We start from the raw sequence: 13,478 nt of genomic DNA on the forward strand, positions 1-13,478 counted from the left end.
ATACTGTTAGGATTTTTCGCGTTTTGCGCGCTTTTTCACTATCTTCCACAACACCTTACAGAGATTACCGTTGACAGATCCCGTTTCCATAGAAGCACCCCTTCCCAAGGGGGTAACCGACTTTCTCCCCGAGAAGGCCGACAAGATCGGCTACATCGAGGGTAAGATCCGCGGGGTATTCGAGCTCTGGGGCTTCCGGCGCATCATCACCCCGCTGCTGGAGTTCCAGGACGTTATGGCCATCGGCCTCGGCGAGGACCTCCGGGAAAAGACCTTCCGTTTTGATGACCGGCAGACCGGCAAGCTCCTGGCCATCCCTTCGGACATCACCCCCCAGGTGGCCCGTATCGTCGCAACCCGCATGCGGAACTGCCCCCTCCCCCTCCGTCTCTACTATCTTGGCCGGGTGCTTCGCCACGTGGAGCTCCAGTCGGGCCGAAGCCGCGAGATGTTCCAGGCCGGAGTCGAACTGATCGGTCTCGACTCACCCGAAGCCGACGCCGAAATGGTGGCAATGGCAGTGGAGATCCTCAAGGGCCTCGGTTTTGATGAATTCAAGGTCGATCTGGGCCATGTGGGCTTCATCCGCGGGGTCATGGCGGCTGCGGGACTTGGCGACGATTCGCACCGGCGGCTCCAGGAGGCGATCGGCAAGAAGGATTCCTCGGCGGTCAAGGCTATTCTCGAAACCGAGCCCATCGCAGACCGGGTCAAGGAAGAGCTTGCCGCACTGCCCCGGTTGTTCGGCGGGCGCGAAATCCTGGCCGAGGCTCAAAAGGTCGCTACCAGCGATTCTTCACGCAAAGCCCTGGACAACATCGCCCAGGTACTGGACATTCTCGATATTCACGGCGTTTCCGGCCACCTGACCCTTGACCTGGGTGAGGTTCGCGGGCTCGATTACCACAGCGGGCTCACGTTCGAGGGATTTGTTACCGGGATCGGCGAAGCGGTCTGCAGCGGCGGCCGGTATGACAACCTGACCCGGCGCTATGGCTATCCGGCCCCTGCAACAGGCTTCGCGTTCAACATCCTCGCTCTCCTGAACGCCCTTGAGAAACGCCCGGACGTTGAAGCGAGCAAAACCCGCGACATCCTCATCTTCAATCTCAAGGACGACCGCCGGGAAGCTCTTGAAATTGCCCAGAATCTCAGGGCACGGGGTTACTCCACCGCCCGCGACATCATCCACAGAAATTTCGATGATTCACTGGACTACGCGCGGCGGATGAACATACGCAGAATGATGGTTATCGGCGGCGATTATTGCGCCTCCGATGAAGTCTACATAGTACGGGTTGCGGACAGGAAGGGAACGGCCGTCAAAATAACCGCCCTTGCCGCAAGCGATTTTTCACTAAATATCCTTCCCTGACAAGGAGAAGACAATGGCAAACGTAGTAGTAGTTGGCGCCCAATGGGGCGATGAAGGAAAAGGCAAGGTCGTCGATATCTACACCGAACATGCGGATGATGTTGTTCGTTACCAGGGTGGAAACAATGCCGGCCACACCCTCGTGGTAAACGGCGAAAAAACCGTACTCCACCTCATACCGTCGGGAATTCTCCACAAGGGAAAGCGCTGCATCATCGGCAACGGCGTGGTGCTCGACCCGGAAGTTTTCATCATGGAGATCAACCGGTTAAAGGAAAAGGGACGCCTCCAGGACGACAGCGCCCTGCTGGTCAGCGAGTCGGTTCACATCATCATGCCGTACCACAAGATGATCGACATCGCCCGTGAAGCCAAGAGCGGCGACAAGAAGATCGGCACCACCGGCCGCGGCATCGGCCCCACCTATGAGGACAAGATCGGCCGGAGAGGCATCCGCCTCATGGACCTGCTCGATCCCGTGGTTTTTGCCCGCAAGCTCCGGGAGAACCTCGAAGAAAAGAATTTCATCCTCGAGAAGATGCTCGGCGAAGCCCCCATGTCTTACGACGAGATTTATGCCGCCTACAGCGGCTACGCGGAAACCCTGCGCAAATATGTCGCCAACACCTCGCTAATCCTCAGCAAGGATATCAAGGCCGGGAAAAAGCTCCTTTTTGAAGGTGCCCAGGGGACTCTTCTCGACGTGGATCACGGGACCTATCCGTTCGTCACTTCGTCCTCCACCTGCTCCGGCGGCTCTTGCACCGGCTCCGGCGTGAGCCCCAGGGACATCCACGAGATCATCGGCATCTCCAAGGCCTATGTTACGCGGGTAGGCAGCGGCCCCTTCCCCACCGAACTCCTCGACGACGACGGCGAAAAGCTTCGCCAGACCGGCGGCGAATTCGGCGCCACCACCGGCCGGCCACGGCGCTGCGGATGGTTCGACGCCATGGTGGTCCGGTTTGCAGTGCAGGTAAACGGCCTTACCGGCATAGCGCTCACCAAACTGGATGTGCTGAACGACTTCGACACCATCAAGGTTTGCACCGGCTACACCTACGAGGGAAAACCCCTTGAGGATCTGCCGGCCAACCTTGCGATATTCGAGAAATGTCAGCCTGTCTACGAAGAGATTCCCGGATGGAAGAGCGACATCAGGGGAGCACGCCGCTTTGAGGATCTGCCGGAGAAAGCGCGGCAGTATGTGAAACGGCTTGAAGAGCTGGTAGGATGCCCCATCGTCCTCGTCTCAGTCGGTCCGGGCCGCGACGAAACGATAACCATCCGAAACCCGTTCGCATAAAAAAGTTCAGCTTTTTTGTTTTTTATCTTGACGCATAAAGCCAAGTCTGATAAAAATCATTTTCTCTTGCGAGCCGCTAGCTCAGCTGGTAGAGCACCTGACTTTTAATCAGGTGGTCGTTGGTTCGATCCCAACGCGGCTCACCATTTAAAAACAAGAAACCCGGTCAGTTTTCTGACCGGGTTTCTTTTCCCCTCGTCCCCTTCGTCTAGCCCGGCCCAGGACACCGCCCTTTCACGGCGGCGACGCCGGTTCAAATCCGGCAGGGGACGCCAAACAGAAAAGCCCTTCCGCAATGAGCGGAAGGGCTTTTTCTTATTCCTTGACCAATTGAAGCCGGCGTCACGTCAGGCAAACTGATTGTAATAACCCTTTACCTTGACGAGATACTCGCGGGTTTCACGGGGGAGGAGATGTGGTTTCCTGTCGACATTGCCGGGCCCCCAGTTGTAAGCGGCAAGGGCCTTGTCGATGTTTCCGTCATAGCGGCGCAGAAGATCCTTGAGAAACCTGGTCCCGGCCATGACGTTCTGCTCGGGGTCAAAGGAGTCGGTAACCCCAAGGCCACGGGCAGTGGCCGGCATGAGCTGCATGAGTCCCCTGGCGCCAACGGGGGAGACGGCATTGGGATTGAAATTGCTCTCCGCCTTTATCACCGCCTTGATGAGTCCCACCTCGACACCATAACGGCGCGATGCGCGGCTGACTACGTCATCGAGCCAGTTATCGCTGTTCAACTCCGCACTAGGCACGGAGGATGAGTCGGAAATTTCCTGAGTTGACGAACCGGACGTCTCGGCCTGCATCGGAACGGGTTCCTTGCCATTTTCGGCAAAGCTTTTAAGCATGAGCTCCACCGCCCGCCCCGTTGCCGGCGGGCTGTCAACACCGTCGACATCGCCGATGCTGAAAGCGCTCCGCATCATGTCAAGACGCATCAATTCCGCTGCGGCGGCAACGGAAGCACGCACCCACTTCGCGGTTTGCGGCTGTACCCCCCCGGCAGCGAGCAGCTCGTCAAAAACGAGGCCGGTGCCGGATTCACGGGAAGAGCTCCGATCAGCCGGGGCGTTGGCGGATTCAGGAGCCGCCGGACGATTGATTAGGGTGTCGATCAACATGCCTACACCTTATGCAAAAGGTGTGGCAATTGTATCGAGTCTCCTCTTTTTTAATTTTTCGATGAGGGTGGTTCGCTTGAGATTCAGAAGCAGCGCGGCTTCTTTCTTGTTGCCGCCGGTCTTCTTGAGCGCCTGAAGGATGAGGTTGTTTTCGAACTCTTCCACCACGGTATTGAGACAAATGCCTGAATCCGGAAGGGTAACACTTTCCGCTGCGGGGGCTATGGTAATGCCGGAAAATTTTTCGGGGAGGTCATTGACGCCGATGGAACCGAATCCCTTGAGGATAACAAGACGCTCCACCAGGTTTTCCAGCTCGCGCACGTTGCCGGGCCAGTCGTAATGGGCAAGGAGTTCCATGGCGTCGGAATCAATCCCCTTGACCTTGCTCTTCTTGTTGCGGTTGAAGCGCTCCAGGAATGAGTTGACCAGAAGCGGGATATCTTCACGGCGCTCCCGGAGCGGCGGAATGAAGATGGGTATGACCGAGAGGCGGTAATAGAGATCTTCACGGAACTGCTTGGTGGCAACGAGTTTTTCCAGGTTCTGATTGGTGGCTGCAATAATCCGTACGTCAATCTTCTTGGGACGGGTGGCGCCAACCGGCTCCAGTTCGCGATTCTGAAGCACGCGGAGGAGCTTTACCTGGAGGTTAAGCTTCATGTCGCCGATTTCATCAAGGAAAAGCGTGCCGCGGTCTGCCATTTCGAAACGGCCGATCCTATTTGCCACAGCGCCGGTAAAAGAGCCCTTCACATGGCCGAACAGCTCGCTTTCGAGAAGTTCGTCCGGAATGGCGGCACAGTTGACCGGGACAAAGTTGCGGGTTTTACGGGTGCTCAGATCATGAACCGCACGGGCCACCAGCTCTTTCCCCGTCCCCGACTCCCCCTGGATGAGGACCGTGGAATCGGATTCGGCTACTTTCTCGATCAACTCAAAAAGAGAAAGCATTTTCGAGCTTTCGCCGATGATATTGGGGATGAGAGCACGGTTTTTGATGGCCGGTTTGGTCCGGTAGGTCTGGCTCTGGAGCGACTGGTGCTCAAGCCCCCTCTTCACATGGGTCTCGAGCTCATCCAGATTGAAAGGTTTTTCCAGGTAGAAGAACACTCCCGCTTTCAGGAGATTTGAAGCCATTTCATAGTTGCCGAAAGCACTATAGGCTATGATGACGGTGCCGGGTCGCATGGCTTTCAGTTTTTTGACGAACTCGAGACCGTTCACCCGAGGCATCATCAAGTCTGTTATAACGAGATGAACCTCCTCGGTCTCCAGCTTGTCGAGGGCATCCTGACCATCACAGGCCTGCACCACCTCGTACCCTTTGTACTTAAGGAAAGCCGCAACAAAATCGCGAGTTTTTTTATCGTCGTCGGCAATGAGCAATCGTGGCGTATCCATGGGTTCCTCGACAAGGGAATGGGTATATGGGAGCTGGTTTTCTTGACGCCCCACACTAGTCATAATCCTGACAAAAGTCAACAAAATGACGAGCGCCAAAAAAATATTTTGCGACAGAACCCTTTGAAACGGCTCTCACTTTTCGGCTCTTTCCACCCCCCAAGGGCACAAGCGCCTCACCAGCGCCGGCCTCCCCAAGTGTCAATTTTTTCAGCAAGCTGTAAACCATCGGGAATCCAGTAAAAAAATTCCTAAAATTTTCGGCTCTTAAGCCGATAGGTATAAATACGCAAGTCTTGCTATTTATTAGGATACTCAAAAAAGGCCCATAACCGGAGTAAGAGAACACTCTTTGCATATAGATACGGCATACTTGGCCGCAAGGAAAAAAATCCCCCCGATAATTCGGAATAAATCCGGAGGAAGAAAATTATGGAAACCGCCCTTCAGACCAAAGTTGAAGAATCGAGGAACGAACTGATCCAGCTCGTGAGTTTCAAGCTGGAGCAGGAGGAATACGGGGTGAACGTACTCAAGGTACGTGAAATTATCCGCATGCCGAGCATCACCCGCGTCCCCAACACGCCCCACTATATTGAGGGTGTCATCAACCTGCGGGGCAAGGTGATCCCCATCATCTCCATGCGCAAGCGCTTCAATCTCCCGGAGGGGGAAACCAGCAACCAGACCAGGATCATGGTTATAGATATGGAAGGCGAGCTGATGGGGTTCGTGGTCGATGCGGTCTCCGAGGTGATAAGAATATCCGAGAGCGAGATACAGCCGCCGCCGGCTGTGGTGAACAGCGCCATTGAGCAGGAGTGTCTGGCCGGCGTAATCAACCAGACCGATCGGCTCCTCTTCTTCCTGAACCTGGAAAAACTAGTCTCCCGTGAAGAGCGGCAGCTTTTCAGCGGTATAATGTGACACGTACGGCAATGCCGAGAATTAAATTTGAAATGCTCCACATTTCATCTACGCTCGCGAGGAACAGCACATGGCGATAGAGTGCGAAGACCAAGAACTTCTTGAAGGTTTTTTGACCGAAACGTTTGAGTTACTCGAAAAACTCGACGACGACCTGGTTGCCCTGGAGAAAGCTCCTGCGGACACGGAGCTCATGAACAGCATCTTCCGGTCGATTCATACGGTTAAGGGAGCATCGAGCTTCCTGGGCTTTGAGCTCCTCGTGAAAGTAACCCACAAGACAGAGGACGTCCTGAACCGCATGCGTCGCGGCGAGCTTGAGGTGACGCCTGAAATCATGGATGTGATTCTGGAGGCGGTTGACCTGGTGAAGCTCCTGGTGAGCGACATCAAGGGTGGCGACATCGTCGAGCGAGAGATCGACGAGACCATCGGCAAACTCCTCCCCTTCCTCTCGGAAAACGCCAAGGAAGCAACCGTACTGAAGCAATCGCCCCCCGCGGCAGCAACCACTCCGCCCGTGGTGGATGAAACACCGCCGGCGCCCCAGGAGCCCCTGGAAACCCATACACAGGAAAGCGTGGAAACGGCTGCTCAACCCGCGCCAGAGCCCGCCCCAACCCCTGACACGGCACCGGTCAAGGCCCCAGAGGCGCCACCCCGCGCCAAAACTGCCCCGCCCCCTGCACCCAGGGATGACAAGAAGGGCGACGACCTGTCCGACAACTCCACGGTCCGGGTTGATGTGAAGCGGCTTGACGATCTTATGAACCAGGTGGGGGAGCTGGTCCTGGAACGCAACCGGATGATGCAGCTCAACACCGACTTCCAGGGGGGCGATGACACCATCTTCGGCGAAGAGTTCAGCAAACTCTCCAAGCGTATCAGCTTCGTCACCTCGGAACTCCAGATGCAGGTTCTCAAGATGCGGATGATCCCGGTGGAAAAGGTGTTCAAGAAGTTTCCACGCATCGTACGCAACATGGCCAGGGATCTGGGCAAAGATGTGGACCTGGTGATCCTTGGCGAGGAGACGGAACTGGACAGGTCGGTGGTGGACGAAATCGGCGATCCGCTGATACACCTGATTCGCAATGCCATGGATCACGGTCTGGAGACCCCCGACGAACGGGTTGCAGCAGGCAAGCCCCGCAAGGGGACCCTTATCCTCTCGGCAGCCCACGAGGGGAACCAGATCGTCATCAGCATCAAGGATGACGGCAAGGGAATAAACACCGATGTCGTTGCCAGAAAAGCCAAGGAGAAAGGGTTGGTGACCGACGAGCAGCTTGCCGCCATGGGGCAGCGCGAGCTTATGGATCTGATTTTCCTCCCCGGCTTCTCCACCAAGGAAAAGGCCACCGACCTCTCGGGGCGTGGCGTCGGCATGGACGTGGTCCGGACCAATATTAAAAAGCTGAACGGCATCATCGACATCCGCAGCGAGCTTGGGCAGGGGTCGGAGTTCATCCTGAAGCTTCCCCTCACCCTGGCCATCATCCAGTCGCTTCTGGTGGAGGTGGAGGATGAAACCTACTCGCTCCCCCTGGCGGCAGTAATGGAGACGCTTCGGGTGGACGAGCGGGAATTTCACACCATTGGCGACCAGGAGGTGCTGAAGCTGCGCGATTCGGTGCTCCCGCTGATGCGGCTGCAGAAAATTTTCAATGTGGCGCCGAGTTCGAAAAGCCGGACCGCCTGCTACGTGGTCGTGGTGGGTGTGGCGGAAAAGCGCGTCGGGCTTGTGGTTTCGCGGCTTCTGGGACAGCAGGAGGTGGCGATCAAGTCCCTCGGCAAGTACCTGGCAAATCTCCCCGGCATTGCCGGCTCCACCATACTCGGTGACGGGCGGGTAACGCTCATCATTGACCCGGCGGGACTTCTTGAAAACAGCGACGGAGGCGGAAGCGGCCGCATGGCGGCCTGACCCGGCATTAAAGACACAAACCAGCGTGATAAAGGAACACTCGTGACACTCTCCGACAAGGATTTCGAATTCTTCAGGGACTTCATTTACAATCACTGCGGAATGTACTTTCATTCAAGCAAGAAGTATTTCCTGGAAAGCCGCCTTTCCCGCCGCCTTGAGGCGACCAACGCACCCAGTCTCATTGCGTATATGGGAATGTTGAAGGATACCCGGACCAAATCCGACGAAATGCTGAAGCTTCTGGATGAAATCACCACCAACGAGACCTGCTTCTTTCGCAACCCTCCCCAGTTGAAGGCCCTGGAAAATGTTTTTCTCCCCGAAGTCGTGGCGACCAAGGGGAAAATAGGCTTCCGCAAACTCAGGATATGGAGCGCCGGCTCGTCATCGGGCGAAGAGGCCTACACCATGGCCATGCTTCTCCTGGAAAAACGCACTTCGATTCTTAAGGACTGGATCATAGAGATCGTGGGAACCGATATCAGCGAAACGATCCTGGCCCAGGCGCGGGATGGGGTCTACACCGCTTACTCGGTACGCAACACCCCGGATTTCTACAAGAAAAAATACTTCCGCGAAGAGGCCGGCGGACGTTTTGTCCTCTCGCCCGACGTGAAGAAACTGGTAACCTTCAGCCATCTGAACCTCTACGAAGACGCAAAAATGGTCTTCATGAAGAGCTTCGACTTCATCTTCTGCGCCAACGTCCTCATCTACTTCGACCTGGCGTCCAAAACCAAGGTGGTTCAGCACTATTACAACAACCTTCAGCCCTACGGCTACTTCTTCGTGGGGCAGTCCGAATCCCTGCACGGCGTAAACGACAAGTTCAAAACGGTCCATTTCCCCGGCGGATTTGCGTACAAAAAGTGAAAGGCGGAACGGATAGCGTGGAACAATCAAGTAAAATGGAAAAAGCTGCCGCTCTGATCCGGGGGATGACCGATCTCCCCACAATCCCCGCCGTAGCCACCCAGGTTCTTTCGCTCCTGGATCAGCCAGAGGTGGAGATAGACCAGGTGGCGGAACTCCTTCTCACCGACCAGGTCATGGCTGCGCGAGTACTGAAGATGGTCAACTCTCCGCTCTACCGGCCGGCCACCGTTATCACGTCCCTCAAAGGTGCCCTGGTCTACCTGGGGCTTCGGCACATCAGGGAATTCATCCTCACCTGCGCCTTTATCCAGAGTTTCGAGGGAAAAGACGGGGTTATCGGTGTGAAACCGTTCTGGGAGCACTCCTTCGGCGTCGGCATCGTGGCGCGCCTGATCGCCGCGAAGGTGGGATACCACGATACCGAAAAGGCCTACATCGGCGGCCTCGTCCACGACATCGGCGAAGTTTTCCTGAGCTATTACCTGAAAGACGAATTCCAGAAGATCGTGGACACCATCAAAGAGACGCCGGCACAGCTTGTGGAGGCGGAAGAGCGCATTCTCGGCACCACCCACTGCGAAGTGGGGCTATGTCTCGCGCGCGAGTGGCACTTCCCCCCCGACTACTGCGAGATCATAGCCTGTCATCACGCACCTCAGGAGGCGAAAAATGCACCTAGGCTCACCGCCATCGTGAATCTTGCAGACCTATTCTGTACGGTACGCAACCTGGATTACGGCGGGAAGGAATGGACGAGTTTTTCCCTAGCCGATGAGCCGGCATGGGAAATGATACAGGACAAAGGCGGAAAGCTTGCTGGCTTCGATGTGGAACGGTTCTGTTACGAACTGGATGATGAAGTAGAAGAAATCCGCGAGCTGGTAACGAATATTTTCAAGGACAGGTAACGGCATCATGCCCCTGAATCAACCTAGAAAGCTGCGCGTACTCGTTGTTGACGACTCATCGTTCATGCGGATGGTTATACGGAGTGTTCTGGAGAAGGACCCTGCCATCGAGGTTGTCGGAATAGCCATGGACGGGGTAGAGGGAGTGGAAAAGGCCCTGACCCTCAGACCCGACCTGATAACCATGGATATTGAAATGCCCCGCCTCGACGGCATTGCAGCCTTGAAACAGATTATGGTCAAGGCTCCGACAAGGGTACTGATGGTTTCCACTCTCACCTGCGAGGGGGCAAAAGCCACTTTCGACGCCCTTGATGCCGGTGCCATCGACTATATCCCCAAAAACGTCACCGACAGTATCGACGCCCAGAAAACCTTCAAGGAGGAACTGCTGCGGAAGGTAAAGGGAGCCGCAGCCTCGATACTCGGCAGGTCCCTGGTGGAAACCGCCCCGCAGCCGCGGGTCGTGGTGCCGCCACGCCCCGTTGCGCGCCCCCGGCTGACGGGTCAGCACTACCAATACGTGGGAATCGGCGCATCCACCGGCGGCCCGGTGGCTATTCAGGAAGTTCTCGGCCGGATACCGGGCAATTTCCCCCACGGGATCGTAGTTGCCATCCACATGCCCAAGGCGTTCACCGGTCCCTACGCCGAACGGCTCAACACCAAGTGCTCGCTTCAGGTGAAAGAGGCAAAGGCCGGCGATATCGTCCAGCCGGGCGTAGTGCTCGTGACCCCCGGCGGCGTACATACGGCGCTGGTCCGCCAGGGAAGCACCATAGCCGTCCGCACCATTCCCACCTCCGAGTGCCCCCAGTACATCTACATCCCCTCGGTCGACCATATGCTGACCACCTTTGCCGATGCCTGCAACGGATCGCTGCTCGGAGTCATACTGACCGGCATGGGCGCTGACGGCTTCAAGGGGATGAAACATCTCAAAGCTGCGGGAGGAGGCACCATCGTCCAGGACGAAGCAACCTCCACCATTTACGGCATGCCCAGGGCCTGCATTGAAGGAGGGGTTGCCGATACGATTCTTCCCCTGACCCAGATAGGACCCGAGATCTCGAAGATCGCCGGCTAACGGCGTGCGGCAAGGGTCAGGCCGCCCGGGACAACCTGAACGCAACACCTGGAGTACCCCATCCGCTTGAGGCGAAAGAGGAGAAACGGAGCGGCAGCGGCCGGGCAGCCGGAAAAGAAGAGCGCGAGCACCCCATCATCATTGACGGCACGCGACGGGTCAGCAAGGATGCCGGGGATGTCGCCGGGCTCCACCGGGGAGAATCCCTGAGGGCCGGGAGCATGTTGACGGGCGGCGTTCCATCCAGGAGCGCCGCCCGTTTGCGTACGTGGGAAAAGGGCATTGGCCGCGACAATGGCAAAAAGCCTCATATCCGCAAAAAAAGCCATGTAGTTACCTCATGCATGGTGTAGACAAGCGGGAATACGTTGCATAAAATGGAGTCCCGAATCAAGTCTTTGGAAGTCCGATGAAAAAACCGCAGCACGTGTCATCACCGTCGCGGCCTGCCGAGGCCACCCTGCCCGTCACCGATCCGGGGGAAACCCGGCGGCAGCTGCTTCGCCTCGTCATCCCTGGAGCCCTCGGCGACAAAGACCTTCAGCGGCGCATTGCGCGAATCGGGGAACGATTTCGCGCCTATGCCGGCACCATCCCCTTCGGCCTCTGGGGCGAGGGGCTCGCCATCACGGCGGAGATGAGGGCTGTCACAAATCTGCTGCTCCCACAGGAAGAACTGAGGCGCGCCTTCCAACGGCTTCTGCGCCTTTCCCTCACCTTCGACGCATCCCTCGAAGGCACTCCCCTGCAAAGAGCAGCCTCATGGTCCGACTGCCTGGAGCGCCTCGCGCCCCCCTTCAGGGAAGCAGACCCTGCGCGCCTTCTGGCGAAGCTAGCGGCTGACAGCGAATTTCGCCTCCGCTTCCTGTTCTCCCTCTTCGTCCCCCGCCATCACGGCGCCAGCGCCGACCGCTATCCTGCCCAAGGAGATTTTTTGGCCCGCCGACTCGGCACAACCGGCAGAAAACCGGGGGGAGTCCTCCGATGCTTCGACGCCGCGTGCGGTGCCGGAGAAGGAACCTACGGCCTCGCCCGACTCCTGCTGAAGACCGGGCTCGCTCCCGACAGCTTCCTTATTACCGGCTCCAGCCGGGATCCCCTCGAAATATTCGCGGCCGTCCACGGTTTTTTTCCCCACGACCCGCAGCGGCAGGAAGCCTTTCGCCGCTTCAGGGAGGAACTTCGCCCAACCGGCGCCCTTGAACGCATCCGCTTCACCGCCGCGGACCTCACTACGACCGGAGCCTACGGCAACGAAACCTTCGATGTCATCCTCTGCAATGGAATTCTCGGCGGACCGTTCATGCACGAACGGCAAACCCTGGAACAGGTAGTGGCGGGATTGGCGGACCGCCTGGCGGCGGGGGGGATCATCCTGGCGGCCGACCGCTTCCACGACGGGTGGAAGCGGGTCGCGCCGCCTGCGATGCTGGGTGACATCCTTGCCGGCAAAGGATTGTCGGTGGTTGCAGCCGGAGAGGGGATCGCCGGAATCAGAGGCGAATAAGGGCGCCCCCCCAGGAAAGACCGCCGCCGAACCCCATTATGAGAAGCAGCTGCCCCGGCTTGAGGATGCCGTTGCGGATATTCTCGTCCAGCGCCAGCCCCACCGAAGCGGCGGCCGTATTGCCGTAACGGTCCAGGTTGAGCAGGAAACGATCCTTGGCGAGACCGGTTTTTTTGGAAATAAAATCGATAATCCTCACGTTGGCCTGGTGGGGGATGATGTAGTCGATGTCGCTGATGTTCACGCCCGCCTTAGCGGTAACCTCCTCGATTATCCGGGGGATCACATCGGTGGCGAAGATGAATACCTGCTTGCCGGACATCTTGAAGGTATTGTCGCGGCTGGCGATGGTGTCGGCGGTAACGGGGCAGCGTGAGCCCGAGGACGGGACCTGGATCAGCTCCCAGCCGCTTCCGTCACTATGAATCACACTCTGGAGAATCCCCCGCTTCTCCTCGGTGGCGCCGAGGATGACGGCACCGGCTCCGTCGCCGAACAGGGGACAGGTCCCCTTGTCCTGGAAGTCCAGGAACTTAGAATAGGTATCGGCCCCGATAACCATGACCCGCCGGTATTTGCCGGAGCGGATGAAGTTGTCGGCGGTTTCCACCCCGAAGATGAAACCGCTGCAAACGGCGTTCATGTCGAAGGCAACGGCGTTTTTTGCGCCGATGTTCTTCTGGACCATGCAGGCGGTTGCGGGCAGGTACATGTCGGGGGTGGAAGTGCCGACGATGATGCAGTCAAGCTCGCCGGGCTCCATGTTGGCATTGGCGAGGGCACTGAGAGCCGCAGCGGTGGCCAGATCCGACGTGGAGACCTCGGGGGCGACGAAACGGCGCTCGCGGATTCCGGTGCGGGATTCGATCCAGTTGTCGGCGTCATCCACCAGGTAGCTGAAAAAAGAATTGGGAACGACCCGCTCGGGAACGCACCCGCCCGTTGACACGATTTCGGCATGAATCATCGCTGCTGCTCCATTCTTACCCGTGATACACGTAAGCCCCCGGGTTCGGGGGCCATACGCTAACTCATTG

13 protein-coding genes and 2 tRNA genes are annotated in these 13,478 nt (G+C 57.5%); 10 read left to right on the forward strand and 5 right to left on the reverse strand.

All coding sequences use genetic code 11. From position 1 onward, the window contains the following. The first annotated feature begins 70 nt into the window (after positions 1-70). The 4 genes from JZM60_RS04305 (at position 71) to JZM60_RS04320 (ending at position 2,956) form a co-directional block, all read left to right on the forward strand. Complete coding sequence (locus JZM60_RS04305) at positions 71-1,375, forward strand: ATP phosphoribosyltransferase regulatory subunit (protein ID WP_207164287.1); 1,305 nt, start codon at positions 71-73, stop codon at positions 1,373-1,375. Positions 1,376-1,388: 13 nt separating this feature from the next. After that, positions 1,389-2,681 carry an adenylosuccinate synthase gene (locus tag JZM60_RS04310; RefSeq protein WP_207164288.1) on the forward strand — a complete coding sequence of 431 codons (1,293 nt, stop codon included), beginning with the start codon at positions 1,389-1,391 and terminating at the stop codon, positions 2,679-2,681. Positions 2,682-2,751: 70 nt separating this feature from the next. Next, positions 2,752-2,827 (forward strand) — tRNA-Lys (locus JZM60_RS04315). A 51-nt stretch (positions 2,828-2,878) separates the two neighbouring features. Next, positions 2,879-2,956: transfer RNA gene (locus JZM60_RS04320), tRNA-Glu, on the forward strand. Between the two features lie 72 nt (positions 2,957-3,028). On the opposite strand, the gene JZM60_RS04325 is transcribed toward JZM60_RS04320, so the two are convergent. The 3 genes from JZM60_RS04325 to JZM60_RS04335 are packed head-to-tail and all read right to left on the reverse strand — an operon-like array spanning position 3,029 to position 5,564. Next, positions 3,029-3,802: a lytic transglycosylase domain-containing protein gene (locus JZM60_RS04325; protein WP_207164289.1), complete on the reverse strand. Its 774-nt coding sequence runs from the start codon at positions 3,800-3,802 to the stop codon at positions 3,029-3,031. A gap of 9 nt (positions 3,803-3,811) precedes the next feature. Further along, positions 3,812-5,206: a sigma-54-dependent transcriptional regulator gene (locus JZM60_RS04330; RefSeq protein WP_207164290.1), complete on the reverse strand. Its 1,395-nt coding sequence runs from the start codon at positions 5,204-5,206 to the stop codon at positions 3,812-3,814. Positions 5,207-5,261: 55 nt separating this feature from the next. After that, positions 5,262-5,564: a hypothetical protein gene (locus JZM60_RS04335; RefSeq protein WP_207164291.1), complete on the reverse strand. Its 303-nt coding sequence runs from the start codon at positions 5,562-5,564 to the stop codon at positions 5,262-5,264. Positions 5,565-5,638: 74 nt separating this feature from the next. Here JZM60_RS04335 and JZM60_RS04340 point away from each other — a divergent pair, with 74 nt between their 5' ends. The 5 genes from JZM60_RS04340 (at position 5,639) to JZM60_RS04360 (ending at position 10,934) form a co-directional block, all read left to right on the forward strand. Further along, complete coding sequence (locus tag JZM60_RS04340; RefSeq protein WP_207164292.1) at positions 5,639-6,133, forward strand: chemotaxis protein CheW; 495 nt, start codon at positions 5,639-5,641, stop codon at positions 6,131-6,133. Positions 6,134-6,203: 70 nt separating this feature from the next. Further along, the gene (locus JZM60_RS04345) at positions 6,204-8,060 is read left to right on the forward strand and encodes a chemotaxis protein CheA (protein ID WP_207164293.1); all 1,857 of its coding nucleotides are present in this window, start codon (positions 6,204-6,206) and stop codon (positions 8,058-8,060) included. A 42-nt stretch (positions 8,061-8,102) separates the two neighbouring features. After that, on the forward strand, positions 8,103-8,936 hold the full coding sequence (locus tag JZM60_RS04350; protein WP_207164294.1) for a CheR family methyltransferase: 834 nt from the start codon (positions 8,103-8,105) through the stop codon (positions 8,934-8,936). A 17-nt stretch (positions 8,937-8,953) separates the two neighbouring features. Then, on the forward strand, positions 8,954-9,847 hold the full coding sequence (locus JZM60_RS04355) for an HDOD domain-containing protein (protein ID WP_207164295.1): 894 nt from the start codon (positions 8,954-8,956) through the stop codon (positions 9,845-9,847). A 7-nt stretch (positions 9,848-9,854) separates the two neighbouring features. After that, entirely contained in the window at positions 9,855-10,934 is a 1,080-nt protein-coding gene (locus JZM60_RS04360) for a protein-glutamate methylesterase/protein-glutamine glutaminase (RefSeq protein ID WP_207164296.1), read from the forward strand. Here JZM60_RS04360 and JZM60_RS04365 read toward each other — a convergent pair. Beyond that, entirely contained in the window at positions 10,931-11,263 is a 333-nt protein-coding gene (locus JZM60_RS04365) for a hypothetical protein (RefSeq protein ID WP_207164297.1), read from the reverse strand. The genes JZM60_RS04360 and JZM60_RS04365 overlap by 4 nt on opposite strands. 80 nt (positions 11,264-11,343) lie before the next feature. Here JZM60_RS04365 and JZM60_RS04370 point away from each other — a divergent pair, with 80 nt between their 5' ends. Next, positions 11,344-12,441: a CheR family methyltransferase gene (locus tag JZM60_RS04370; RefSeq protein WP_207164298.1), complete on the forward strand. Its 1,098-nt coding sequence runs from the start codon at positions 11,344-11,346 to the stop codon at positions 12,439-12,441. On the opposite strand, the gene JZM60_RS04375 is transcribed toward JZM60_RS04370, so the two are convergent. After that, entirely contained in the window at positions 12,428-13,408 is a 981-nt protein-coding gene (locus JZM60_RS04375; protein WP_207164299.1) for a beta-ketoacyl-ACP synthase III, read from the reverse strand. The genes JZM60_RS04370 and JZM60_RS04375 overlap by 14 nt on opposite strands. Positions 13,409-13,478: the final 70 nt, after the last annotated feature.

Source organism: Geobacter benzoatilyticus (assembly GCF_017338855.1).
Taxonomy (GTDB): domain Bacteria; phylum Desulfobacterota; class Desulfuromonadia; order Geobacterales; family Geobacteraceae; genus Geobacter; species Geobacter benzoatilyticus.